Origin of the sequence: Pseudomonas sp. MWU15-20650, assembly GCF_023242475.1 — a bacterium.
Lineage (GTDB): Bacteria > Pseudomonadota > Gammaproteobacteria > Pseudomonadales > Pseudomonadaceae > Aquipseudomonas.
In genome coordinates this window covers 1-24,515 of sequence record NZ_JALJFG010000050.1, presented here as the reverse complement: position 1 = coordinate 24,515, position 24,515 = coordinate 1, and the positions used below count along the sequence as shown (strand labels likewise).

Genomic DNA, 24,515 nt, shown 5'->3' with positions numbered 1-24,515 from the left:
CAGGCTTCATATACGATGCGCCCCGTTGTCGCCCTTTGCACTCGGGCTTTGAGAGTACGCCGTCAGCTGCGACTTCATACAACTGGTCATACTTTTTAGCGCCACAAAACACTCAACGTCTTTAGTGTGCCTCTGCGCGACTAAGGAAATCATCGGTCCGGAAGGGATATCCAACGTGAATCCAACACTACGTGGAGCTTCCAATGACAGCCATTACTACCTCTGCTATTTCGCCTTGCGCATTCAGTCGGGAGGCACAGGAACTTCGCCGGCTCGCCACGTCACCTCAAGCGCTGGCCCCAGTAAGCGTCGCAGCTGAGCACGTCAAAGAAAAGACCGGAATCGTATCGAGCCACCTGATTCCCCTGCAAAACATCGCGGCGCAGACCAACACCATCATCGGCATACGCCCGGTAGAGTCGGTGGCAACCGGGCTGATAGAAGACGGGCACCCCACCAAGGATTTCCACATCAAAGGCAAGAGTGCCGACTGGGGGCCCCAGGCAGGGTTGATCTGTACGGACCAGGCATTCAGCAAACTCGAAAAGTTTGCAGGACAGAACCCCGGGAAAGTCGCCAGCGCCAACGGGCAAGTACAGGCGTGCATCAATGAAGGCCATGCGGTCGCAGTTCCGCTGGAGATCTCCCGCAATCGCCTTGATGAACTCAGGGGACTTGGCAAGCTCACTGAGCTGACAGCCCCAGATGTCCAAGGCACGCTCCGCTTCAAGGCCCAGGGGCCCAGCCATCAGTGGTACGCATTCGAAGCAAAACGCGTGTCGCCTTCAGACAACCGCTATGTCATCAGTCACCAGGGCAACCCCCTGGAAGTGCTGGCCAAAAGCCCTGAAGGCAAAGCACTGACCGCCGACTATGACCTGCATATGGTCGCACCTCACCTCGGTGATTACGGCCCTCAGGACAAGCTGCCGGTACCCGATGTCGCCCACAGTGTTTACACCGGCCGGATCGACGGCTACCGACAGCGCCACGCCAATAACGACACCTACCAGGTGCCGCAAGCGCTGCGCGCAGACTACGACAGCGCAAGCCATTTCTACGCCAAAGAAGACCCCGACCTCGGCAATGCCACGCCGCGGATCACGCAAATGATAGGGCTCATCAACCAGAGGTTGGTCGGTGATGGAGAACGGGTAGTTCACCACAACGCGGATTCAGGGAGCCCGGCGACAGACGTGGCGACCAATTACCCGACAACTTTTTTTCTGCCGAGCAAATTGGGGCGTTTCGAAGAAATCTGCGTCATCAACGACAGTAAGGAAATGGCAGAACTGGTAAGAACGGCTAAAGACAGTGGTTATCAGGTGCCCCTGAACCCACTTTGGGAAAAAGAAGTGGCCGGGATAAAACGCTCCGGCTTCGCCCATGCACAAGAACGGCTGGCGCGGGCCTTTCCCTTGCCCCACAGTACGAAACAGTGAATCTGACAGCAGCCTCATCGAGGCTGCTGTCCAACACGTCACTTAAGCCGAGATGAGACCGTTGATCTTCACGGTCGGGTTCACGTCAGCCTCGTAGTCCACGCCGTCGATCTCAAAGCCGAACAAGCGCAGGAACTCAGCCTTGTAGCCGGCAAAGTCGCTGATCTCGTTGACGTTGTCATCGGTGACCTGGTTCCACAGCGCCGCCACGGCGTCCTGGACCTTCGGCTCCAGCTCGGCCAGGTCGGCACGCAGGCGGCCGTCGGCGTCGAGCTTAGGCTGGCTGCCGTACAGGCTGTCCTTGAACAGGCCGTAGACCTGCTCGATGCAACCTTCGTGGGTGCCCTGCTCTTTCATCACCTTGAACAGCAACGACAGGTACAGCGGCATGATCGGGATCGCCGAGCTGGCCTGGGTGACTACCGCCTTGAGCACCGACACACGGGCGTCGCCCTTGAGTGCAGCCAGGTTCTCGCGCAGGGTCAGGACTTTCTTGTCGAGGTCTTTCTTGGCTTCGCCGATGGAACCGTTCCAGTAGATGTCCTGGGTCAGCTTCTCGCCAAGGTAGGTGAATGCGGTGGTCTTGGCACCTTCGGCCAGAACATCGGCGTCACGCAGGGCGTCGATCCACAGCTGCCAGTCTTCGCCACCCATGACTTTCACGGTGCCGTCGATTTCTTCCTGGGTCGCAGGCTCAAGGGTCGTGTCGACCACAACACCTTTGTCGGTATTGATACCGCGCAGGGTCACGGCCTTGCCGATCGGCTTGAGGGTGGAGTTGTGCACCACGCCTTGCGGGTCGGTACGGCGTGGCGCGGCCAGGCTGTAGACCACCAGGTCGATCTTGCCCAGGTCTTTCTTGATGGTTTCGATGGTCAGGCGCTTGATCTCGTCGGAGAACGCATCGCCGTTGATGCTCTTGGCGTACAGGCCCTTTTCGACGGCAAACTTCTCGAACGCGGCGCTGTTGTACCAGCCAGCGGAGCTCAGCTTGCCTTCTTCGCCTTCTTTCTCAAAAAACACGCCCAAGGTGTCGGCGCCGCAGCCAAACGCAGCACTGATGCGCGCGGCCAGGCCGTAACCGGTAGAAGCGCCGAGGACCAGCACCTTCTTGGGGCCGCCTTCGATGGCGCCATGTTTGGTTACGTAGTCGATCTGCTCCTTGACGTTCGCTTCACAGCCAACAGGGTGAGCGGTCACACAGATAAAGCCACGAACCCGCGGTTTGATGATCATAAAAATTTCTGCCTCTTCCAAGGTGCCGAAGGCCAATAGTGGCCATTCAACTTCAATCGTACCGGTCTATGACGTCCGAAAAACCGAAGCGTCACGATAGTCGCAAATCTTCTGTTCGCAAAACTCAATCCACAAAACAGCGGATGGCGCAGGGCAACGCGTGAAAAATTGTGCCGGGCTTTCACAAATTCGCAATATTTAAACCGCCCGACACCGCCATAAACCCCTATCATGGGCACAATGTTTCGCTTTGTTTCAGGTCTGGAGCCACGTTTCATGAGTAAGAGTGCTGTTCAAAAAAAGCTGGTCTCAGTCGCCTGGGTGCTCGGCGTCTTGCTGTTCATTTACTGCTTTCCACGCACCAGCCTGGTGTTTCTGCTGCTGGTGGTGTTTTGCGGCCTTTATGATTTCCTGCGCAACGGCCTGTACGACCGCGACACCATCAAGAAATACTTCATCGGAAACGGTCGCAACACCTGGATATTGGCCCCCTTCAACACCTTGTTCGACCTGCTGAGCAGCCGCAACCGCCATGTCTACACCATGCGCGATCTGCCGCCCGACTGGCGCGAAGACCTGCAACAGGTGATCGACGATGCCATGGCCCACAAGGATGAAATCATCGGCTACCTGGACGAGCGCATGGCCGAGAAGAAGCGCGGCATGCTGTTTTTCCAGTGGTACGGCCGCCCGATCGAAACCACGTTGGACATCCCGCAACTGCGCAAGAAACTGCCCTTCGTGAAGACCATCGGTGTCTCGGTGTTCAACGAGAACCGCTCGACGTCCTTCCACTTCGGCCCCCTGCGCATGATGTTCCGCGTGCTCTACAACATGGCACCGGCCCCGCACCACGAGGGTGTCTACATCCAGGTGGGCAAGCACAAGCACTACTGGCACGACGACCCGTTGTTCATCTTCGATGACACGTTGATGCATGCCTCCTTCAACAAGAACGACGCCAAACGCTACTGCCTGTTCATTGATATCGTGCGGCCGACCCCGTTGCCGTCGGTGCTCAACGCCGTGATCTCTGGCTTTGCCGGCCTGGTCTTTACCCTGCGTCGGGTTTTCTACAAAAACTGGAAGCTGATTCAGTAAGTTCTGCGGCATGATGGTGCTGGACGGTGTTTGCGCATGGCCCCGTGCCTGCCAAACTAACCGTCTCGTGCGACCGAGTTCGGCGCTCACCATTCTCCAGCCATCGCCGCCCTTGACGGGTACGATGGCTGTGCTTTCAAGGAATCAGAATGCCCCAACGTCAAGTCATCAACGCCTCCGTCAGCCCCAAAGGTAGCCTGGAAACCCTGTCCCAACGCGAAGTCCAGCAACTGAGCGAAGCCGGCACCGGCAGCATCTACACCCTGTTTCGCCAGTGCGCCCTGGCCATCCTCAACACCGGCGCGCATATCGACAACGCCAAGACCATCCTCGACGCCTACAAAGACTTTGAAGTGCGTATTCACCAGCAAGACCGTGGCGTACGCCTGGAACTGCTCAACGCCCCGGCCGATGCCTTCGTCGATGGCGAAATGATCGCCAGTACCCGGGAAATGCTGTTCAGCGCCCTGCGCGACATCGTCTACACCGAGAACGAGCTGGACAGCCAGCGCATTGACCTGAGCAACTCCCAAGGCATCACCGACTACGTGTTCCACCTGCTGCGCAACGCCCGCACCTTGCGCGCAGGCGTCGAGCCAAAAATCGTGGTGTGCTGGGGTGGTCACTCCATCAACACCGAAGAATATAAATACACCAAGAAAGTCGGCCACGAACTGGGCCTGCGCAGCCTCGATGTGTGCACCGGCTGCGGCCCCGGCGTGATGAAAGGTCCGATGAAAGGCGCGACCATTTCCCACGCCAAGCAACGCATCACCAATGGTCGCTACCTGGGCCTGACCGAGCCGGGGATCATTGCCGCCGAAGCCCCCAACCCGATCGTCAATGAGCTGGTGATCCTGCCAGACATCGAAAAACGCCTGGAAGCCTTCGTGCGCGTCGGCCACGGCATCATCATCTTCCCGGGCGGCGCAGGCACGGCCGAAGAGTTCCTGTACCTGCTGGGCATCCTGATGCACCCGGACAACCGCGATGTGCCGTTCCCGGTCATCCTCACCGGGCCGAAACAGGCAGCGCCTTACCTGGAACAACTGCACGCGTTCGTCGGCGCCACCCTGGGCGAAGCGGCACAGAAACACTACCAGATCATCATCGACAACCCGGCCGAAGTCGCTCGCCAGATGACCGCCGGGCTCAAGGCGGTGAAACAGTTCCGTCGCGAGCGCAACGACGCCTTCCACTTCAACTGGCTGCTGAAGATCGACGAAGGCTTCCAGCGCCCGTTCGACCCGACCCACGAAAACATGGCCAGCCTGCAACTGAGCCACGCGCTGGCGCCCCATGAACTCGCCGCCAACCTGCGCCGCGCGTTTTCCGGGATCGTGGCGGGCAACGTGAAGGACAAAGGCATCCGCCTGATCGAACAGAATGGCCCGTACGAGATCCACGGTGACCCGGCCATCATGAAACCGCTGGATGAGCTGTTGAAGGCATTCGTTGCCCAGCACCGCATGAAGCTGCCGGGCGGCGCGGCGTATGTTCCGTGTTATCGCGTCGTTCAATAAAGATGGCTCAGTAAAGGTGGCTGAGTAATCCGCGCAGCACCGTCACATTATTGATTTCCACCCACGGGCCAGGGTACGCCAGTTAGCGCACCCCGGCCGTGGCTCCAGGCGCAATGCCCACGTGGGAACAGGCGGTCGGTCATATGCTGTATCTCTTTGCAGGCGTTTTCTGGCGTGTCGACGGGATAAACCGGACTATCGTTTTTTAACTGTCCCGATCAACTCGCACCAGAAGAGCGCCTATGGACCAACGGATCTTGTCCTCCATAATTCCTTACCCTAATGTAAGGAGCATAACGATGGAGATATTCAATATGGCAACCGCCACACTGACCTCAAAAGGGCAAATCACTATTCCGGTCCAGGTCAGAACAGCCTTGGGCCTGGAAACCGGAGACCGCGTAGAGTTTGTCGAGATGGAAGACGGCAGGTTTTCCATCATTGCCGCCAGCAAAACCGTACACGACCTCAAGGGCCTGGTCCGTAAACCTGCCAGGGCTGTCTCGATCGAAGAAATGGACCGCGCCATCGCCACGCAAGGAGCAAAAGCCGGATGATCGGCCTGGATACCAATGTGTTGGTGCGCTACGTCACCCAGGATGATCCCGTGCAATCCCCCAAGGCGTGCGAGCTGATCGAATCGCTCACCACGCTTTCGCCAGGCTTTGTCAGCCTGGTATCAGTGGTGGAATTGGTGTGGGTCTTACAAAGCTGCTACCAATGCGCCAAAAGCGAATTGGTGACGGTTTTGGAGACGCTGCTGCGCACCCGCGAATTGATCATCGAACAGGCGGAAATCGTTTGGCAGGCACTGCGGCGGTTCACGGCGAGCAAGGCCGATTTTGCCGACTGCCTGATCGAGCGCTGCGCCCATTCGGCAGGGTGTGAATACACCGCGACATTTGATCTGGATGCAGCCAAGGCAGCCGGGATGAAATGCCTGAGCTGAGCCATCGCGTTGCGGTGGCGACCAGTCTTTGGTAAAACCGCGTTCAGACCTGATCAAGAGAAACATTCACGTGCGCAAGCTGCTTTTCGCAATCTTGAGCGTGGCCCCTGCACTGGCCATCGCCGACACCATCACCTGGCCCGATCTGCCGCAAACCTGCTTCGTCAGCGGCCGCTCTGCCACCAGCGTAGATGTCGATACGGGCTGCGCGGCCTTCCTGATCAACGTGAAAGGCAAGGCGGCGGGTACGCCGATCAAGCTGGATATCCCGCAGTACGCCTTGCACGTCGACGAGGCCACCGGCAAGGAAACGCCGGTGATCATCATCCAGGCGGAAGAAAACGGCGAGATCAAGGCCGTGGGCTATAGGGAGTTGGGCACCGACCAGCTCGGCGCCGCATTGCTGCGGGAGGTTCGGCTTCTAGGCACCCAGAAGCCGAGCTAGCCAAGGCTTAGCGAACCCAGCCGCCACCCTGCCAGTGGTAACCGTCATTACGTTGCACCCAGTGCGGATGCACATAACGGTAACCTTCGCGCACCGGCTCCCAGTGACCCTGCACCGCCACGTATCGCCCGCCCTGCCAACGCCAGTAACCGCGCGACCAGACATAGCCGTAACGTGCTGCCGGCTCGACCTCGATCACTTGCACCGGTGGCGGTTGCGGCGCGACGACCTCGACATACTCACGTTGTACCGGTCCGCGTTCATGCACCACGCGCTCTTGCACACACCCGGACGCCGCGACGACCACTGCCGCCAAAGCTGCATAACGTAGCAACATACAAAACCCTCGGGCGTTATCGCCCAACAAACACGCTGAAAATTCCCCCTTCCTGCAGCCTCGCTCCTGCTTGGCTCTGAGTTCTTTTTAACAGGTAGTGTCTGTCGGCGGGCTGAACGGCGGGCGCCTTAAGCCTGGCCAAAACGCTGTAACACAGCTTCGACAAAGCGCCGCAGCTTGGCCGTGCGCTGCCGGTTTGCGGTGTAGACGAGGTGCATCGGGCGACTCGGTGCGTCGAAGGCCGGCAGTACGCGCACCAATTCCCCCCTAGCCAGCGCCGTACGCAAGAAATCCTCAGCCCCCAGGACAATGCCAAATCCATCCAGCGCGGCCGACATCAAGGCCCTGCTTTCGTTGATCTGCAAACGGCTGGAAACTGCCACTCGATAAGTGGCCGCACCTTGGTGGAACACCCATTCCCGATCGGCAGGGCGGGCCCAGAAGGCGTAGCCCAGGCATTCATGCTGCTCAAGGTCTGCCGGTATCAGCGGTGTGCCGCGTGCCGAGAGGTAAGCCGGTGCCGCGCAGGCCACCAGGCGATAAGGTGCCAAGGGCCTCGCCGTGAGGCTGTTCGTGGCCAGCGGGCCGATACGAAAGGCCACCTCATAACCTTCCTCCACCAGATCGACGAAGCGGTCTGTCAGGTGCAGGTCGATTTCCACGTCTGGATGATCGCGCAGGAACGCCGTGATCAGAGGCATCAGGCTATAGGAGCCAAAAGTTACCGGGGCGGTGATCCTCAGCTTGCCGCGCGGCGTGTCGTTCATGATCTGCGCGAGCGAGTCGGCGGCGTCGGCTTCCGTGAGGATATGCTTGCAACGCTCGTAGTACGCACTGCCCAGCTCCGTCAAGCTTTGCCGGCGTGTGGTGCGGTTAAGCAGGCGCGCACCCAGACGCTGCTCAAGCGCGGCGACATGCTTGGCCACCATCTGCGGCGACATGTTCAAACGCTCGGCTGCACGTGCGTAGGAGCCCGACTCAGCGGCCATGACAAAGGCATGCATGCTTGAAAGACGGTCCATCATTCCCCACTCCCAGTAACAACATCGACACCAAAATGCTTATTTATCGAGATTTGGTTGCTAATCATCATAACCGCTCCCCCGTTCACAGGAGCAAGGACATGAAGATTGGTGTAATAGGCGCAGGCTTTATCGGGCGGGCCGTGGCCGAATTGGCACTGGCGGCCGGGCATGAGGTGATGTTGAGCAACTCCCGTGGCCCCCAGACCATGAGCAGCGTGCTCAGCGGCATCTTGGGTGTGCAGGTGGGCAGTGCGGACGATGCCGCCAGATTTGGCGATGTGGTGCTGGTGGCTATCCCCCTGGAGCACTACCGCAGCATCCCGGCGCAATGGCTGGCGGGCAAGGTGGTGATGGACGCCAATAACTACTACCCGAACCGTGACGGGCATATTCCGGCGCTGGACCGCTTTGAAACCACCACCAGCCGGCTGCTTGCCGAGCACCTGCCGCATGCGCATGTGGTGAAGGTGTTTAACGCGATATTTGCCCCCGACCTGACCCAGGACGCTCGCCCCCACGGTGCAGCGGACCGCCGCGCCCTGCCGGTGGCAGCGGACGATGCGGCAGCCAAGGCGCAGGTGATCAGCTTGCTCGACGAACTCGGGTTCGATGCCGTGGATGCTGGCGGGCTGGATGACAGTTGGCGCTTTGAACGGGGCAAACCCGCGTACTGCATCCCGCTGGATCAGGCGGGCCTGAGGGCCGCGCTGGCCAAGGCCGAGCGTACGGTTGAACTGCCTGCTGTCGAACGGACCCGCCGATAAACGCCCGTGTACAAAAAAACCCGCTGACCGTCACCGGTTCAGCGGGCTGTTTACATCAGGACTTGGCTTACAGCGCCAGGTCAGACGCAGGCTTGCTTGGCTCAGCCGCAGGCTTGGCAGCCTCGGTGGTCTTTGGAGCGGCCAGTTGCGGAATCGCAGGCGGTGGGGTCAGTTGCAGGACACCGGCGGTGTACGCCCATTCCTTGGCAACCGCTTCAGGACTGTCGTTCAGCTTGGTGCCGTAGCTCGGTACGATCTGGTGCAGTTTGGCTTGCCACTCAGGGGTCGCAACCTTGTCCTTGAACACCTTTTGCAGCACGGTCAGCATGATCGGCGCCGCAGTGGATGCGCCTGGCGATGCACCCAACAGGCCCGCGATGGTGTTGTCGGCGGAACTGACCACTTCGGTACCGAGTTTCAGGACGCCGCCCTGCTCTTCGTCACGCTTGATGATCTGCACACGCTGACCGGCTTGCCACAGGCGCCAGTCTTCTTTCTTGGCGTTCGGGAAGTACTCTTGCAGCGCCTTGAAGCGGTCGTCATCCGACAGCATCAGTTGGCCGGCGAGGTACTCGACCAGTGGGTATTCACGAATACCCACTTTGGTCATTGGCCAGATGTTGTGAGTGGTGGTGCTGGTCAGCAGGTCCAGGTACGAGCCTTCTTTCAGGAACTTGGTGGAGAAGGTCGCGAATGGGCCAAACAGGATCACGCGCTTGCCGTCCAGCACGCGGGTGTCCAGGTGCGGAACCGACATCGGTGGCGAGCCAACCGAAGCCTTGCCGTAGGCCTTGGCCAAGTGTTGCTCGGCAACGGTTGGGTTTTCGGTTACCAGGAACGAACCGCCCACTGGGAAGCCCGCGTATTCCTTGGCTTCAGGAATGCCCGACTTTTGCAGCAGGTGCAGGGCACCGCCGCCCGCGCCGATGAACACGAACTTGGCGTCGGTATCGGACTGGGTGCCGTCTTTCAGGTTTTTGTAACTCACACGCCACGAACCGTCGGCGTTCTTGGTGATGTCCTGCACTTCGCTCGACAGTTTCAGGTCGAACTTCGGCGTGGTTTGCAGGTGAGCAACGAACTGGCGGGTGATTTCGCCGAAGTTAACGTCGGTGCCGATCGGGGTCCAGGTGGCCGCGATTTTCTGGTTCGGGTCACGCCCTTCCATCATCAGCGGAACCCATTTGGCGATCTGCGCCGGGTCTTCGGAGTACTGCATGCCGGCAAACAGCGGGCTCGCTTGCAGGGCTTCGTAGCGCTTCTTCAGGAACTTGATGTTGTCATCGCCCCACACAAAGCTCATGTGCGGTGTGGAGTTGATGAACGAGCGAGGGTTCTTCAGCACGCCCTGCTGGACCTGCCAGGACCAGAACTGACGCGAGATCTGGAACGCTTCGTTGATCTCGACCGCTTTCGGGATCTCAACGTTGCCGTTCTTGTCTTCCGGGGTGTAGTTCAACTCAGCCAGGGCCGAGTGACCGGTACCGGCGTTGTTCCAGCCATTGGAGCTTTCTTCGGCCACGCCATCGAGGCGCTCGACCATCTCCATCGACCAATCCGGCTGCAGCTCATTGAGCCATACACCCAGGGTTGCACTCATGATGCCGCCGCCGATCAGCAGCACATCGACTTTCTTTGCCTCTTGCGCCTGAGCGGACGCGATCCCCATCGACAAAGCCAGCCCCAGCAGGGCAGTGTTTACTTTTTTAAACATCAGTAGCACCTATGATAAAACGCCATCCGCCCTACCGCCCCTGATCATGGGCAACCCTCAACCACACTGCGCCAGGCAACGCACTGCGGGGTTTGCACATTCACTTAAGGACCGCAGGGTGGGCACACAAGGCCGACGTATCGACCTCACTTTTATGTCCCTTCTGCGCTGACTTCTTATCATTATTGGCTTCAGCTACCTGGGCGACAGCCAACCGCTGGGACGTATACGGGTGTACGCACCAGGGAAAGACTAGACCAAGACGGCGCGCAGAATATCACGCTGAACGGCGTTTATGCGCCGTTTGGCCAATTGACAGCCCTAAATCGCGGGTTTTAACGCCCCTGTGTCAAGCCTGGCAGGCGCGACTTGCGGTCACAGGCCTGGAACTGTGACGGAAAAGGCGGTTCTAGACACTTTCGTCGCGGCCTGCGTAGCATCGGCGACTGTCCTTCGTGCACGCCACCCCAACAGAGTGACCCATGACTATCCAGCAAACACCCGGGCTCGTACTGCCCGCGCGCAGCGCCGCCAAAATGGAAGCGGCCATGGCCGTGGGCGCCTTCGCAATCGGCACCGGCGAGTTCGCCATCATGGGCCTGATGCCCGACATCGCGCAGAACCTGGGTTTAAGCGAACCCCAGGTCGGCCACGCCATCAGCGCCTACGCCCTGGGCGTGATGGTCGGTGCTCCGCTGCTGGCCATCCTCGGCGCCAAGCTACTGCGCAAACACATGCTGCTGTTGCTGATGGGCCTGTATGCCCTGGGCAACTTCGCCACCGCCTTCACACCGACCTTCAGCTCGCTGGTAGCTTTCCGCTTCATCAGCGGCCTGCCCCACGGCGCCTACTTCGGCATCGCCGCCGTGGTCGCCTCCAGCATGGTGCCCACCGACAAACGCGCCGGTGCCGTGGCCCGCGTGATGATGGGCCTGACCCTGGCCATGCTGCTCGGCAACCCCATCGCCACCTTCCTAGGGCAACACCTGGGCTGGCGCTCGGCGTTCGCGCTGGTCAGCGTGATCGCCCTGCTCACCATCGCCCTGGTCTGGCAATTCGTGCCCCACCGCCACGACGAACAACGCAGCGACCCGCGCAAAGAACTGCGCGCCTTCACCAAACCCCAGGTATGGATGGCCCTGTCCATCGGCGCAATTGGTTTTGCCGGGATGTTCTGCGTATTCAGCTACCTGGCGCCGACCATGCTGGAAGTGACCCAGGTGTCACCGCAGTGGATTCCCTTCGGCCTTGCCGCGTTTGGCGTGGGCGGCATCATCGGCAACATTGCCGGTGGCAAGCTGTTCGATCGCATGCAATTTAGGGCGGTGGGTTTGATCCTGGTGTGGTCGATGGCCGTGCTGCTGTTCTTCCCCTTCGCCGCCTCGTCGCTATGGGGCGTGCTGCTGAGCATGGGGTTGGTGGGCACTATGGTCGCGTTGGCGGCGCCGTTGCAGATTCGCCTAATGGACATCGCTCACGAAGCGCCAAGCTTGGCGGCAGCGTCGAACCATGCGGCGTTTAACCTGGCGAATGCGCTGGGGCCGTGGTTTGGCGGCATGGCCATCACTGCCGGCCTCGGCTGGACCAGCACCGGCTACATCGGCGCCGCAACAGCCCTGGTCGGCCTGGGCCTCTACCTGATCGCGCGGCGTATGAAAGGCGGCCACTAACACCACAAGTTTTGCGCCGATCATAGATCCACTGTGGGAGGGGGCTTGCCCCCGATAGCAATGGGCCAGTCAACACACCAGTGACTGACCCACCACCCCCTTCAATCATCATGCAACAACTCCGCCCCATACTCCCCGCCCGCGGCCACCAAAATTCATCTTGGCAGCTTTGCCGGGGCTATAGTCGCCAAACGCCTGACCACTGAAGATCAAACTGTGGGAGGGGGCTTGCTCCCGATAGCAATGGGTCAGTCAACACACCACTGCCTGCCTCCCCCCCCCCCCCTCAATCATCATGCAACAACCCCGCCCCATACTCCCCATAACTACTCCCCAGCCCACTGCCACCAACATTCATCCTGGCGGCTTTGCCGGGGCTGTGGTCCCCAAACGCCTGGCATCCGCCTGAAAAGCACGGGTCACTGCTCACGGCTGGAGAAGATGAACAAGCACTCAACATCAACGTGCCGGTGATCATCACAACTTTGACGAGGTTCGAGATCATGGTTTCAGTTCCCTGTGGGCTGGAGGCGTGGGAGTCCTCTCGTGCAGGGAATCGTAGACCTCAACGGCACAGGGAATTATGAAACTTTGCTGGGGGATAGCATGAGTTCAGGTTGCCGCCTTGATGTAAGGCGGCAGGGTTGGTTGTCAGGCTTTGACTGGGGCGGTTACAGGCGCAACTTGCTCCTGGGCTCGATCAACCAACAGCGAGCTCAACTCGATTAACTGCTGAATGCCCAGGGCGATGGCGCGTTTGGAGTCGTCGAGGTCGAACGCCAAAGTGGCGGCCATTTCGTTGGCGGATGCGAGGTTTTCGGCGGCGTTAGCCAGGAGGGTTTCGGGGGCGATCGTTGGGTTTACGAGGAATAGGTCGTCGATTGGGCGTTCGACGGGGGCGGCGTCGTGGGATGGGGGCAAGTGATGGTTGATTGCGCGCTGGGCTGCGGCTTGAAGCTTGGGATCGACGGGCGATGCGCTTTGATCCATTGAAGAACTGCGTGTGTTGTTGTGCATGGGCGTAGCTCCAAATATTTACGGGAGTTAAAACGCCTTAGCAGTTCGGACTTCCACCTCCGGCCGCTGGGTTTGCAGCGGCTTGAGGAGATTAGCGGGGTGGATGAAGCAACGCAATCCCGATAGCATGTAGGATTATTCAGAGAAGCTTGCTTTCATCTCAATGATGTCAATTAAAGGAAAATATGCATATGGACTATGAAGGATGGTGTAGAAGAATAGATCTCAACCTACGAACAATGTACCCCACGCTCACAACTTCCATATACAAAACAAAAACAAATAGTTTCCTAATAGAAGTCCATCAATACATTGAAAACAAAGAAGAAATTGAGGAAAATTTCGATAACAAGATTCGCTTTATCACCACCCCAGTAAAACTAATTTGGGAAACTCCAGAATACTTTGAAAAAAAGCTCGCCCCGATTGATGACAAAACAATCCCGTCAAATTTTGAAGGATTACCGTTCACAACAGATCAATTCCACAACCATCTCCTATGCACATTCCCAAAACTAAAAATCAGTTCCTTCGAGACAGACTTCCCTAAAAACAAAATAACAATCACATTAATGGGCAACCCACAAGAAGAACAGATAACACAATTCAAAAACAAACTTAATCTTTTAAAAACCGTAATGCAGTATGAAATAAAAACTGGTGGAACTAATGAATCAAAGCGGGGTTATGCAGACGAGGTTTTCATTATCGGCCCCTCATCGGCAGCTGCGGGAATAAACTGCGAATTTCTGGAAAGGGATGAAGAGCTGTGGTTTGAAAACATTGAAAACATCTACAACGGCTCCTTCACAAAAGATGACTTATATTTCACTGACAGCAAAAAAACCTCATGCCTAGTGAACTATACACTTTTCAAAAACTGCAACCTGAGAAGTTTAATATTACTCTATGACATTGTGTACTGCGTACTTCCATTAAAAGAAAACATGAGTGCATTTTTAAGAGATCAAAAAATCTCAAAAAATGAAATTTTATTTTTAGTTTCTCAAGACAGAATAAAAATCCTAAACATCCAACCTGAACATCGACTGGACTACGGCTTTTTAAACGAAGCCTATCAGGAAAAGCGGAATGCCGTTATAAGTAGACGGGCATTAGCTGCTTTATGTGCGATTGATATTGTCTCCATCAACAACTCGTACATATTAAGCGACCCCACACTAGGTGATTTACACCCTCTCATAACAGAGCTATCCACAGCGACAGGGCAAAATCCAAAACTAATTGCTGACTATTTACTTTGGCCCAAATATGCTTTACGAGCTAGCTTTTCAGAGTTAAATGAAGCAGGTCCAATGGGCATAGCACGATATGGCGTAAACAAAACCATAACTCATCAACTCCCTAGTAGTTTGAAGGAGAAATTAGAGTTTGAATTCCTTGTGCACAGTGACAAAATTCATGTAGCACATGCGCTTGATGCCACCTACTTCCCCTTTTACCTCGAAGACAACAGCTACACAGACCACCCTTATTCCCTTCTTATGGGAAACACGCTAAACCTATACAAAAATAGCACTTACGAAACTTTGAAAGACCTTAATGATATTACAACACTCAAGTCCCAAGGAAACCCAACACTCGACTTAATATCAATATTCCAAACTAATGACTACATTTCTATCGAAGAGTACGAAAAAGAAATATCCCATGCTGGAATTCGAAAAGGGATGAACTCTCTATTTTCAGAGCTAGCGCAACTAAACGCTGAAAATAGAGCACTCAGAATCAATCAATACAATTCAGAAATGGACGCTTTTTTCTCAAGAAAAAACAAGATAAAACATGCCTTAGACTTAGGCATTGACACCGCAGGTTGTGCAATACCATTTCTATCAACGATTTTAAAACTAGGAGGCCTAGCAAAAGACGAAATACTAAAAAAAATACCTGCCATAGAAAAAGTCATTGAACAAATAAGCTCAAAAACTTTAAAAAATAGCCCATCCGAAAAAAATATCTCCATCCTATCAAAAGTCAATAGAGTCGCAAAATTACGGAGGAGCCAATAGCCACGCAGGCGGGATGAACACAAAAGGGGCAGATTTATTTATCCGCCACGATATAAGGTTTTGAGTTGGCAAAGGAAAAGCAAACGACTCACTCCCAGACACACCTCGCGACGGCCCGCTGCTTCAACCCGACGCTCCACGGTGTAAGATGCCTCACAACCGTCCACCATCGAGGCCGCCATGACGGGAATATCCCTAAACCTGCCGGAAGACCTCTCCAACTCTCTCGCCGACCTGGCCAAAACCAATGGCCAAACAGCGAGCTACCTGGCGATGGACGTTCTTCGCGACCACATCGAGCACGAAAAAACGCTGACCGCTCAGATCGAGCTGGCGGTAAAAGACGCAGACGAAGGCAAATTCGCCACTAGTGACCAAGTGGCGGCCATGCGCGCTAGGCGCTGGAGCAGGAATGCGGGTTAAGTGGCTTGATAAAGTACTCAAAAATCTGGAAGACGAAGCGAACTATATCGCTCTCGAAGACCCAAAAGCCGCTGACGACTTCTCGCTCCAACTCAAGAAATATTCCTGTTGAAACAACACCGAAAGGTAGCAAAAAACGGACAAATTTATTTATACACTCGCTGAGAAAAAGCTAATCACAAGACAGCAAAAAGCCGCGTCATCCGCAGCTTTTTGCCTTAGGCCTTCAGTTCATCCGGCGTGTGCGTCTTAAGCCAATCAGCCAAGGCGGCATTCATTCGCGTTTGCCAGCCCGGCCCAGAAGCTCTGAATCGCTCCAGCACGTCAGCATCAAAACGAACATTAACGTGCTCTTTAGTGGCTACCGACTTTGGCCGCCCGCGCTTGGGTTTGAGCATTTCCTTCGCCTGAGCTTTGCCAAACAATCCCACAAGCACCTCGCTGGCTGGCTTGGCCTTAGCAAAGTTCTCAGCCGACCATTCCGGGTTCGCTGTATCGACCTTCTCAGGACTGGGTTTCTTGGTCATAATTTTTGACCTCCCGTTTGTTGGCTTTACGAAAGCTGATGACGTGGACCGCGTCCCCCCGTGGGGTGAACACTACGACATGCAGCCGATCCCCTATGTATCCCATCGCCCGATAACGACACTCGCCATAGTCGAATCGATCATCTTCCAAGATCAAGGCCGTAGACCATTCAAAGTCCCGTACTAACGCAAACGGGAGTCCACGTTCTTCAACGTTACGAGCGTCTTTGGCTGGGTCATAGGTAATCTGCATGCGATTATCGTAGCCACAATAAATCATCAACACAAGGTGCGAGTCGAAAGCCTGACCGAGCGTGTGCTCTGGTTATCACCGAAGGCTGACTGGCTAGGCTTGAGAACCCGCCAAGTGCATGACAAACATCCCTGATAAACTACGCCCTATTCGCCTCGCTGACTCAGATCCCCCATGTCCCTACAAACCGCCCCACTCTCCCGTCGCTTCTCCGTCGCCCCCATGATGGACTGGACGGACCGCCACTGCCGGTACTTCCTGCGCCTGCTCTCCAAACACGCCCTGCTCTACACCGAGATGGTCACCACCGGCGCTATCCTCCATGGCGACCACGACCGCTTCCTGCGCCACAACGAAGCCGAGCACCCGCTGGCGCTGCAATTGGGCGGCAGTGTTCCAGTTGATCTGGCCGCCTGTGCCCGCATGGCCGAAGCCGCCGGTTACGACGAAGTGAACCTGAACGTCGGCTGCCCCAGCGACCGGGTGCAGAACAATATGATCGGCGCGATCCTCATGGCGCACCCTGCCCTGGTGGCGGACTGTGTGAAAGCGATGCGCGATGCGGTGTCGACCCCTGTGACGGTGAAGCACCGTATCGGCATCAATGGTCGGGACAGTTATGCCGAGTTGTGTGATTTCGTCGGGACGGTGAAGGATGCGGGCTGTACCAGTTTTACGGTGCATGCGCGGATTGCAATTCTGGAGGGGTTGTCACCCAAGGAGAACCGTGACATTCCGCCGTTGCGCTATGACGTGGCGGCGCAGTTGAAGCGGGATTTCCCGGAGTTGGAGTTTGTGCTTAACGGTGGGATCAAGACGTTGGAGCAGTGCCATGAGCATTTGCAGACGTTTGATGGGGTGATGTTGGGGCGAGAGGCTTATCACAACCCTTATCTGCTGGCGGAGGTGGATCAGCAGTTGTTTGGCAGTGAAGCGCCGGTGATTAGCCGGGCGGAGGCGTTGGTGCAGTTGCGGCCTTATATTGCTGAGCATTTGGCCAGTGGTGGAACGATGCATCACATTACGCGGCATGTGTTGGGGTTGGGCACTGGTTTTCCGGGGGCGCGTAAGTTCAGGCAGTTGTTGTCGGTGGATATTCATAAGGCAGCGGATCCGTTGGCGTTGCTGGATCAGGCTGGGGAATTGTTGGAGGGGCGGTGATTGGATAGCTGTGGGGGTCAGTTAGTTTAGTGTTGCCTGACACATTGCTATCGGGAGCAAGCCCCCTCCCACATTTTGGATTTATGGGTGTCAGCAAGGTAGGGGTGGCTGTAAGGCTGTTGGCGCAGGTGATCAGCCAATACCCGGCATGGGCAAGTGCAAGGGCGCGGCATAAGCTGCCGGCCCTTGCGGCAATGTTGCTTAGTTTTCCGGCACTGTTCCTTTGGGCACGACTACCCATTGGTCGGTGTCTCGGTTATACCTTTTCCAATCTTTTTCGGTTCTGACTTTGCGGTAAAGCGTGTTGAATGTTGTGCCACCTAGAATTTGAAATTGAACTTCACCGCCTGGGGTTTTGCAGTTAACCAACCCCAGTATGGGTGAATTCGGGTTCACTTGAAGTGCATACACTGCGTCTCCAAAGGTTCCGGTGGTAGCGTAGTCCAGTGCAAAACTCACAAACTGGCTTTTTGGCGTGTCGCTGGACTGTAAGGCGAGCAGTCGCATGGTCGTGTAGGTGGCACCGTTAAAACCCAGCGCGTGCAAGTCGGGCCCATCGATGGCCCAGTACTTTTCGGGTGTGCCGCCGGTCTTGAGGTATTTATCCAGGTCGTTCTGAGCCTTGGAGTAGATCACCCCGGCCTTGAGCTTCTGGACGTGCCAATTGTTGGTGTCGGCGCTCTCATAGGCGCGGTACACCCAGGTGGCAGGCGCGGTCACTCGGGAGTCGGTGATCTTGCCTCCGTAGGATGAGGTCAGTTCATTTTCCTTCTCCAGGGTGCGGCTCCCCATGGGTGTACCTGCCTTGGCGGTGTCAATGATGCCACGCATCTCCTGAGTATCGTAACAACCGGCGCTGAGTGCCTGCTGTACCGTTACATCGGCAAGCACCGTTGTTGAACATATAAAACCCAGGGCAGCGAATAGCGTTGATATATTCCGTTTCATGACATCTCTCCTTTGCTTTCAAACTAACGAACCCACATTTTTTCAAGGAACAGGCACACACGCTTCGCCGCGGACAATTAAGTCATCAGATGTATTATCGGCCTATTCAGCGTCTGCGAATCAGGTATAGCACAGGCGAGAACAGCAACACGTAAATGTAAGGAAATTAAAGTTTTCACAACTTCAAACTATTGAAATAGCCTCTATCAAATAGCTTAAGGTCGGTGGCGCAGGTCGCGCTCACGCAGGTTGAACCTACCGCCGATTTCGCCCTCCTATTTAGCAGCACGGCCGGTCATTCAAACGGTCGCTTCCAGGTTATTGCCCTCGCAAACGACCTAACGCATTTGCGCCCTTGAGCGCCTGCCAGCGCTCGGGTAATGTCATCAGACCCACAGGACAGAGCACGCCCATGACTTCCAAGCTGGAACAACTCAAGCAATTCACCACCGTCGTAGCCGATACCGGCGATTTTTCCACCCTCGCCAAGCTCAAGCCGCAGGACGCCACCACCAACCCTTCCCTGCTGCTCAAGGCTGCATCGATCCCTGGCTATGCCAAGCTGCTGGATGAGTGTGTACAGGACTGCAACGGTGACGTGGGCCTGGCCAGTGACCGTTTTGCGGTCGCGGTCGGCCAGGAAATCCTTAAAGTGGTGCCGGGCCGTATTTCCACTGAGGTGGATGCCCGTCTGTCGTTCGACGAAGCCGCCATTCTCAAGCGCGCGCACCGTCTGATCGACCTGTACGACAAAGCCGGCGTTGGCCGTGACCGCGTGCTGATCAAGATCGCCTCCACCTGGGAAGGCATCCGCGCCGCGGAGAAGCTGGAAAAAGAAGGCATACAGACCAACCTGACGCTGCTGTTCTCGTTTGCCCAGGCCGTGGCCTGTGCCGAAGCGGGCGTGTTCCTGATTTCTCCGTTCGTGGGCCGTATCTACGACTGGTACAAGAAGGCCAACGGCAGCGACTACACCGGCTCCGATGATCCGGGTGTGCAGTCGGTGACGCGTATCTACAACTACTACAAGGCCAATGGCTACAAGACGGTGGTGATGGGTGCAAGCTTCCGTAACTTGAGCCAGATCGAGGAACTGGCGGGCTGTGACCGCCTGACCATCAGCCCGGACCTGCTGGAGAAGCTGGCAGCCGATGAAGGCAAGCTGGAGCGCAAGTTGGCGCCAGGGCATGCCGGTGAGGCGCGGGTGCACTTGACTGAAGCGCAGTTCCGTTGGGAGTCCAACGAGGATGCGATGGCGACCGAGAAGCTGGCCGAGGGGATTCGTCAGTTTGCTCGGGACCAGGAGAAGCTGGAGGCGTTGTTGTCGGCCAAGCTGTAAAGGCAGATAGCAGCAAAAAGGGCGGCACCTTGGCGGGTGCCGCCCTTTTTTGTGTGCGCCAGTCTCAAGCCTGTCATGGATCAACTGTGGGAGGGGGCTTGCTCCCGATTGCGGTCTGTCAGTTGGATATGTGCCGACTGTTACACCGCTATCGGGAGCAAGCCCCCTCCCACATGGGTATGTGTTTGGACTGGGAAGCTGTCAGTGGCGCTCGAGGGCGTTGACGAGGTCGTGGAAGGCTTCGCGGTTGGACTCGTTCAAGCCCATCAGGATCTTGTGCGCTTCCAGCACCTTGACCCGCACGACTTCCTCGGACTGGTCCTGGGACGGCAGGTCGGTCAGGCATTCCGGGCACGGGATCGGGCGGTCAACGATGTTGAACACCTGGTCAAAACCCATGGACTGCAACAGACGGGTGATGTCTTCGTGGGTCGTAACGACGGTCGGCAACAGGCCAACCTTCTGCCGAGACAGAATGGACAACTTGGCCAAAAGGCCCAGGGTGGTGCTATCGATGCTGCGGGTTTCGGTCAGATCGATCACGATCGCCGAGAAATTCAAAGCTGTGAAAATCCGCTCAATCGTCGCATCCAGCGCCGAACACAAGGTCAGGCGCACTTCACCGACAAACTTCAGGACGAAGGTCCCGTCTTGCTCGGCGAATTGGATTCTTCCGGTACTCATCAAAGATTCCTGCTCAACACCAATAGGGCGATATCATCCGGCATCTCCCCTAGCGTGGCCAATCCAAAAACCTGCCGCAGGCCATCCAGGCTGCCGCCCGCCGACTTGACCTTTTGGGGCAAGGCGGCTTCTTTCTCTTTGAGTGTAGGCTCTGGAAGAAGGTCCAGGATGCCGTCGGACATCAGCGTCAGGCTGAAGGTCGGCGGCAGTTCCAGGATGTGGTCTTCGTAAGTGGCTTCATTAAACAAGCCAACCGGCAGACCACGCCCTTCCAGGTAACGCACACTGTCAGGAGTGTATAGAACTGGCATCGGCAGGTGACCGCCAATGCTGTAGGTCAAAAGACCCGTTTCTTCATCAATCACGCCGCCGACCATCGTCACGTGCTTGCCCAGCTTGCAGCTGATCAAGCCTCGGTTGATGTGGCCCAGCACCTCGGAGGGGGTGAACTCCGGCAAGGTGCCATTGCGCTTGGATTCGAACAACAGCCGTGTGGTCATGAACTTCAACAACACGGTTACAAAAGCAGAAGAAGCGCCATGGCCAGAGACATCAGCCAGGTAGAACGCCACACGCCGCTCATCGACGCGGAAGTAGTCGACAAAATCACCCGACAGGTACAACGACGGGATGATCTGGTGAGCGAACTTGAATTCGTCGATCGTCCAGGGGCTGACCGGCAGCATGTTCATCTGCACCTGGCGACCGGCGTTCTGGTCTTCCTGGAGCAGGTTGAGGCTGGCTTCGAGTTCGCGGTTGGCGGTCTCGAGCTTTTCGCGGTAGCGCTGGTTTTCCAGCAGCAAGCGGGCACGATCCAGCGCGCGGCGCACCGAGTGCTCCAGCACCGCCAGGTCTTCAAGGGGCTTGATCAGGTAATCGGCGGCACCCAGGCGCAGGGCCTCAACGGCGTCGTTCATGACCCCGGCGCCGGACACAACAATCACCGGCGTCTGCGGGGCAAGCTCGGTCACCTGGCGGATCAGCTCGAGGCCGCCCATCTGGGGCATGCGCAGGTCGCAGATCACGAGGTCGGGCTTGTCGCGCTCGAATACCTGGAGACCCTGTTGGCCATTACTGGCCTGCAGGACGCTGAAGCCACTGTCTTCCAAATAGGCCGCAAGGCTCGCGCGCACTACTTCGTCGTCATCGATTATCAGCAGCGTGGCACTGGTTTTTTGCATGTGGGCAAACGGCGCCAGAATTAGGTTGGCGTAGGCGGCTCGACAATGGCCGGGCTCACGTACTGGATTCGCTTTCTAGCCTCTCTGTCTTACAAAGCATTGGGATTTAGCCCATGCACAATGGTAAAGCAGAGGTGCCCTTCTAAGGCGCAGACGGTACTCCCATCCGTCAGGGGTTTCAAGCTCATGCCGATGGTCGCCGGGCGTCTTTACACCGCAAATCACCGGGAGTTATAAGAACGGCCATCACCACAACACAAAGTAAGGATGGATGCTGTGAGCGAACACGAGCGCGACTACGCTGAAAAACGCGATTTCATCCGCATGCGAGTGGATGCCGATGTGTCTTTGATCCACGCCGGGCAAGAGATTGCCGGGGTCTGCCTGGACCTTTCCAGCTCCGGGATGCAGGTGCAGGCACCTCGCCAATTCAACGTGGGTGACCCCTTGACCGTGCGCATCGACTCGGAGCACCCCGCACTCAAGGGCCTGGAGGCCGATACCGAAGTGGTGTGGACCAAGGCCACAGGCGACGAGCAACACCTGGGCCTGCGGATCTTGAAAATGCGCTGAACAGCGCGCACAAAAAAGGCGCCCCCTGCGGGTCGCCTTTTTTCATTCAAGCGTCGCGACTTAAAAGTCGTCGACAACCTTGCCGTCCTTGACCTTGAACTCACGGTTCTGCAGGTAGGCGTTACGAATGAAGGTGTACTTGTCGCCGGTGATCAGCTTCTCACTGTCGAGCAGGCTGGCACGGGTATCAACGATGTTCAGGCCGAAGGTGCTGTTACGCCAGCCGATGTCGTTCATGTAGCGGTACGGTTGGGTGTAGCTGTCGACGTATTTGGACGGCGCATCACGCAAGGTGCTTGGGCCCAGCAGCGGCAGCATCACGTAAGGACCACTGCCGACACCCCAGTAGCCGAGGGTCTGGCCGAAGTCTTCATCGTTGCGGTGCAGCCCCATTTTGGTGCCGACATCAATGAAGCCCAGCACGCCGAAGGTGGTGTTCATCAGCAAACGCGCGGTGTCGACACCGGCCGCGTGCGGCTTGAGTTGCAGCACGTCGTTGGCAAAGTTGCCGACATCGCCGATGTTGCGGAAGAAGTTGTGGATGCCCGTCTGCACAAATTGCGGCGTCACAAACTGATAACCCTGGGCCAATGGCTTGAGGGCATAGGTGTCAACGGTGTCGTTGAAGGTGAAGATCGGGCGGTTGACGCTTTCCCATGGGTCATCTTCCGACGCAGCCTGAGCCGCGAACGGGGCCAGCAAGATCGTTGCACACACAGATAGCTGAGCGAAGTAGTGGCTCCAGCGCATAGCTTTGGCTCCTTGAGTAGTCTGTCATGGGCGCTATGCCCTGAATAAGATCGTCAGTATATGACGGAAGTGTCGATTTAGGCACATCACAAGGAAATGTCATGTAGGAAATGCACAAAATTCCTACAATCAGCCGTCGATGTCATCCCCTTGTCATCCTACCCCGATAGCGTCACAGCTATTTCAGGGATGTCGAAATGCCTCACGCCGAAATTGCTGTCGCCAGCGCCCCCTCCTTGACTGCCGTGCTGTTTGGCCTGAGTGGCTGCCTGGTGGATTTTGGTTCCCAGGCACGCACCGATTCACCCTCCCCCGACTCCCAAGCCACGCCAGGTGCGCTGCACATCCTGCGTAACCTCAAGGAACAAGGTGTCCCTTGTGCCTGGCTGGATGAGCTGCCCGCCTCGGTGACCACTCCGCTGGCCTCCGTACTGCCCAGCTGGATCAAGGCCACCTCGCCGTCATCTATCCGCTGGCCCGCCCCCCATGCCTGCTGGCAAGCCTTGATGGCGCTGAATATTGAACGCTTGGAAGGCTGCGTATTGGTCAGCGGCGAACCACGCCTGCTGCAATCGGGCCTGAATGCCGGGTTGTGGACGATCGGCCTGGCCTCCTGCGGTTCGTTGTGCGGCCTGGCGCCCGAACAATGGCAGGCACTGACCGAGCAACAGCGTGAGTACAAGCGCGGCAAGGCCACCATGGCCCTGTACGGGCTGGGCGTGCACTCGGTCATTGACCACCTCGGCGAGCTCGGCACCTGCCTGGCCGATATCAGCCTGCGCCAGCTCAAAGGCGAGAAGCCCTGATCAAGATCATGCACAGTTGGCCCCAGTGGATTAATCTACAGGCCAGCTCGTAGACCTTTCCCGGCGTGCCGCGGTCTATGCCAGTGACTATCGAGAAAAGGAAAGAACGTCATGCCTGATCGCAAAAAGCTGGAAGAACAGATCGAGATTCTGCGCGGGCAGCTGGAACAGCAACCGCCGCTGTCGGAAGAGAAACGTGAAGCACTGGAAGGGCTGATTGCCAGGTTCGAATTGCAACTCGAACTGGAACCTGCCACCCAGACGCCCAGCATTGCTGACGACGTAAACCGGGCGGTGGAAGGTTTTGAACTGGACCATCCAGGCATTGCCGGGACCTTGCGCAATATCGTGATCACCTTGGGCAATATCGGGATCTAACCCGAACCCAAACCGAACACAAAATCAAAATGTGGGAGGGGGCTTGCTCCCGATTGCAGAGTGTCAGTCGCCGAATACATTGGCTGATCCACCGCTATCGGGAGCAAGCCCCCTCCCACACTTGGATCTGCTGTATGTCTGTTATTGAAGGTGCTGGCCTTGCCGGCGGCGATTGCTATTGCAGGCAGTTTGTACTGGCTGTTCACCCAATTGTCCTGACACAGCACCGTAAAAAG

27 protein-coding genes and 1 pseudogene are annotated in these 24,515 nt (G+C 56.9%); 16 read left to right on the top strand and 12 right to left on the bottom strand.

The window, feature by feature from the left end; genetic code table 11:
- Positions 1–203 precede the first annotated feature (203 nt).
- Complete coding sequence (locus M5B43_RS25720) at positions 204–1,442, top strand: CyaA/EF/ExoY family adenylyl cyclase toxin (RefSeq protein WP_248752697.1); 1,239 nt, start codon at positions 204–206, stop codon at positions 1,440–1,442.
- 42 nt (positions 1,443–1,484) lie between these two features.
- Here the strand turns inward: M5B43_RS25720 and fabV are convergent, their stop codons facing one another.
- Positions 1,485–2,678 (bottom strand): enoyl-ACP reductase FabV, encoded by a 1,194-nt coding sequence (gene fabV, locus M5B43_RS25715; RefSeq protein ID WP_248752696.1) that lies wholly within the window; start codon positions 2,676–2,678, stop codon positions 1,485–1,487.
- A 276-nt stretch (positions 2,679–2,954) separates the two neighbouring features.
- Here fabV and M5B43_RS25710 point away from each other — a divergent pair, with 276 nt between their 5' ends.
- The 5 genes from M5B43_RS25710 to M5B43_RS25690 all read left to right on the top strand — a co-directional run bounded on the left by M5B43_RS25710 (position 2,955) and on the right by M5B43_RS25690 (position 6,696).
- Entirely contained in the window at positions 2,955–3,779 is an 825-nt protein-coding gene (locus tag M5B43_RS25710; RefSeq protein WP_248752695.1) for an aspartyl/asparaginyl beta-hydroxylase domain-containing protein, read from the top strand.
- A 149-nt stretch (positions 3,780–3,928) separates the two neighbouring features.
- A complete protein-coding gene (ppnN, locus tag M5B43_RS25705) occupies positions 3,929–5,302 on the top strand; it encodes a nucleotide 5'-monophosphate nucleosidase PpnN (RefSeq protein WP_248752694.1) in 1,374 nt (457 codons plus the stop codon).
- Positions 5,303–5,601: 299 nt separating this feature from the next.
- Positions 5,602–5,859 (top strand): AbrB/MazE/SpoVT family DNA-binding domain-containing protein, encoded by a 258-nt coding sequence (locus M5B43_RS25700; RefSeq protein WP_248752693.1) that lies wholly within the window; start codon positions 5,602–5,604, stop codon positions 5,857–5,859.
- Positions 5,856–6,251: a type II toxin-antitoxin system VapC family toxin gene (locus M5B43_RS25695; RefSeq protein WP_248752692.1), complete on the top strand. Its 396-nt coding sequence runs from the start codon at positions 5,856–5,858 to the stop codon at positions 6,249–6,251. Before M5B43_RS25700 ends, M5B43_RS25695 begins: the two co-directional genes overlap by 4 nt.
- A 70-nt stretch (positions 6,252–6,321) precedes the next feature.
- The gene (locus tag M5B43_RS25690) at positions 6,322–6,696 is read left to right on the top strand and encodes a hypothetical protein (protein WP_177421605.1); all 375 of its coding nucleotides are present in this window, start codon (positions 6,322–6,324) and stop codon (positions 6,694–6,696) included.
- 7 nt (positions 6,697–6,703) lie between these two features.
- Here M5B43_RS25690 and M5B43_RS25685 read toward each other — a convergent pair whose 3' ends face one another.
- Complete coding sequence (locus M5B43_RS25685; RefSeq protein WP_248752691.1) at positions 6,704–7,033, bottom strand: hypothetical protein; 330 nt, start codon at positions 7,031–7,033, stop codon at positions 6,704–6,706.
- Between the two features lie 128 nt (positions 7,034–7,161).
- Positions 7,162–8,058, bottom strand: coding sequence for a LysR family transcriptional regulator (locus M5B43_RS25680; RefSeq protein WP_248752690.1), 897 nt, complete (start codon positions 8,056–8,058; stop codon positions 7,162–7,164).
- Between the two features lie 32 nt (positions 8,059–8,090).
- Here M5B43_RS25680 and M5B43_RS25675 point away from each other — a divergent pair, with 32 nt between their 5' ends.
- Positions 8,091–8,822: an NAD(P)-binding domain-containing protein gene (locus M5B43_RS25675; RefSeq protein WP_283099617.1), complete on the top strand. Its 732-nt coding sequence runs from the start codon at positions 8,091–8,093 to the stop codon at positions 8,820–8,822.
- A gap of 67 nt (positions 8,823–8,889) precedes the next feature.
- Here M5B43_RS25675 and mqo read toward each other — a convergent pair whose 3' ends face one another.
- Complete coding sequence (gene mqo / locus M5B43_RS25670; protein WP_248752688.1) at positions 8,890–10,536, bottom strand: malate dehydrogenase (quinone); 1,647 nt, start codon at positions 10,534–10,536, stop codon at positions 8,890–8,892.
- Between the two features lie 482 nt (positions 10,537–11,018).
- Between mqo and M5B43_RS25665 the strand changes: the two genes are divergently transcribed.
- Complete coding sequence (locus tag M5B43_RS25665; RefSeq protein WP_248752687.1) at positions 11,019–12,206, top strand: MFS transporter; 1,188 nt, start codon at positions 11,019–11,021, stop codon at positions 12,204–12,206.
- Positions 12,207–12,492: 286 nt separating this feature from the next.
- Here M5B43_RS25665 and M5B43_RS25660 read toward each other — a convergent pair whose 3' ends face one another.
- A complete protein-coding gene (locus M5B43_RS25660) occupies positions 12,493–12,711 on the bottom strand; it encodes a hypothetical protein (RefSeq protein WP_248752686.1) in 219 nt (72 codons plus the stop codon).
- A gap of 146 nt (positions 12,712–12,857) precedes the next feature.
- Positions 12,858–13,223: a DUF6124 family protein gene (locus M5B43_RS25655; protein ID WP_248752685.1), complete on the bottom strand. Its 366-nt coding sequence runs from the start codon at positions 13,221–13,223 to the stop codon at positions 12,858–12,860.
- A gap of 191 nt (positions 13,224–13,414) precedes the next feature.
- Between M5B43_RS25655 and M5B43_RS25650 the strand changes: the two genes are divergently transcribed.
- The 3 genes and pseudogenes from M5B43_RS25650 to M5B43_RS25640 all read left to right on the top strand — a co-directional run.
- On the top strand, positions 13,415–15,256 hold the full coding sequence (locus M5B43_RS25650) for a hypothetical protein (protein WP_248752684.1): 1,842 nt from the start codon (positions 13,415–13,417) through the stop codon (positions 15,254–15,256).
- A 180-nt stretch (positions 15,257–15,436) separates the two neighbouring features.
- On the top strand, positions 15,437–15,679 hold the full coding sequence (locus M5B43_RS25645) for a CopG family transcriptional regulator (RefSeq protein ID WP_248752683.1): 243 nt from the start codon (positions 15,437–15,439) through the stop codon (positions 15,677–15,679).
- Positions 15,669–15,764 (top strand): annotated as a pseudogene (locus tag M5B43_RS25640) (type II toxin-antitoxin system RelE/ParE family toxin); the annotation flags it as partial. The gene M5B43_RS25645 and the pseudogene M5B43_RS25640, both read left to right, overlap by 11 nt.
- 133 nt (positions 15,765–15,897) lie before the next feature.
- On the opposite strand, the gene M5B43_RS25635 reads toward M5B43_RS25640, so the two are convergent.
- Complete coding sequence (locus M5B43_RS25635; protein WP_248752682.1) at positions 15,898–16,206, bottom strand: BrnA antitoxin family protein; 309 nt, start codon at positions 16,204–16,206, stop codon at positions 15,898–15,900.
- Entirely contained in the window at positions 16,184–16,459 is a 276-nt protein-coding gene (locus M5B43_RS25630) for a BrnT family toxin (protein WP_028237683.1), read from the bottom strand. The genes M5B43_RS25635 and M5B43_RS25630 overlap by 23 nt, the downstream gene beginning before the upstream one ends.
- A gap of 174 nt (positions 16,460–16,633) precedes the next feature.
- Between M5B43_RS25630 and dusA the strand changes: the two genes are divergently transcribed.
- On the top strand, positions 16,634–17,620 hold the full coding sequence (gene dusA, locus M5B43_RS25625; RefSeq protein WP_248752681.1) for a tRNA dihydrouridine(20/20a) synthase DusA: 987 nt from the start codon (positions 16,634–16,636) through the stop codon (positions 17,618–17,620).
- Between the two features lie 201 nt (positions 17,621–17,821).
- Here the strand turns inward: dusA and M5B43_RS25620 are convergent, their stop codons facing one another.
- Positions 17,822–18,568 carry a hypothetical protein gene (locus tag M5B43_RS25620; protein WP_248752680.1) on the bottom strand — a complete coding sequence of 249 codons (747 nt, stop codon included), beginning with the start codon at positions 18,566–18,568 and terminating at the stop codon, positions 17,822–17,824.
- 412 nt (positions 18,569–18,980) lie between these two features.
- On the opposite strand from M5B43_RS25620, the gene tal reads away from it, so the two are divergent.
- Positions 18,981–19,907: a transaldolase gene (tal, locus tag M5B43_RS25615; protein ID WP_248752679.1), complete on the top strand. Its 927-nt coding sequence runs from the start codon at positions 18,981–18,983 to the stop codon at positions 19,905–19,907.
- Positions 19,908–20,108: 201 nt separating this feature from the next.
- Here the strand turns inward: tal and rssC are convergent, their stop codons facing one another.
- Both rssC and rssB read right to left on the bottom strand, forming a co-directional pair.
- Positions 20,109–20,591, bottom strand: coding sequence for an anti-sigma factor antagonist RssC (gene rssC, locus M5B43_RS25610; RefSeq protein WP_003172602.1), 483 nt, complete (start codon positions 20,589–20,591; stop codon positions 20,109–20,111).
- A complete protein-coding gene (gene rssB / locus M5B43_RS25605; RefSeq protein ID WP_159954928.1) occupies positions 20,591–21,772 on the bottom strand; it encodes a two-component system response regulator RssB in 1,182 nt (393 codons plus the stop codon). Before rssB ends, rssC begins: the two co-directional genes overlap by 1 nt.
- A 276-nt stretch (positions 21,773–22,048) precedes the next feature.
- On the opposite strand from rssB, the gene M5B43_RS25600 reads away from it, so the two are divergent.
- Positions 22,049–22,345: a PilZ domain-containing protein gene (locus tag M5B43_RS25600; protein WP_248752678.1), complete on the top strand. Its 297-nt coding sequence runs from the start codon at positions 22,049–22,051 to the stop codon at positions 22,343–22,345.
- A gap of 60 nt (positions 22,346–22,405) precedes the next feature.
- Here the strand turns inward: M5B43_RS25600 and M5B43_RS25595 are convergent, their stop codons facing one another.
- Complete coding sequence (locus M5B43_RS25595) at positions 22,406–23,095, bottom strand: VacJ family lipoprotein (RefSeq protein ID WP_248752677.1); 690 nt, start codon at positions 23,093–23,095, stop codon at positions 22,406–22,408.
- A gap of 197 nt (positions 23,096–23,292) precedes the next feature.
- Between M5B43_RS25595 and M5B43_RS25590 the strand changes: the two genes are divergently transcribed.
- Complete coding sequence (locus M5B43_RS25590; protein WP_248752676.1) at positions 23,293–23,901, top strand: HAD family phosphatase; 609 nt, start codon at positions 23,293–23,295, stop codon at positions 23,899–23,901.
- Positions 23,902–24,012: 111 nt separating this feature from the next.
- Positions 24,013–24,279, top strand: coding sequence for a DUF4404 family protein (locus M5B43_RS25585; RefSeq protein ID WP_248752675.1), 267 nt, complete (start codon positions 24,013–24,015; stop codon positions 24,277–24,279).
- Positions 24,280–24,515 lie beyond the last annotated feature (236 nt).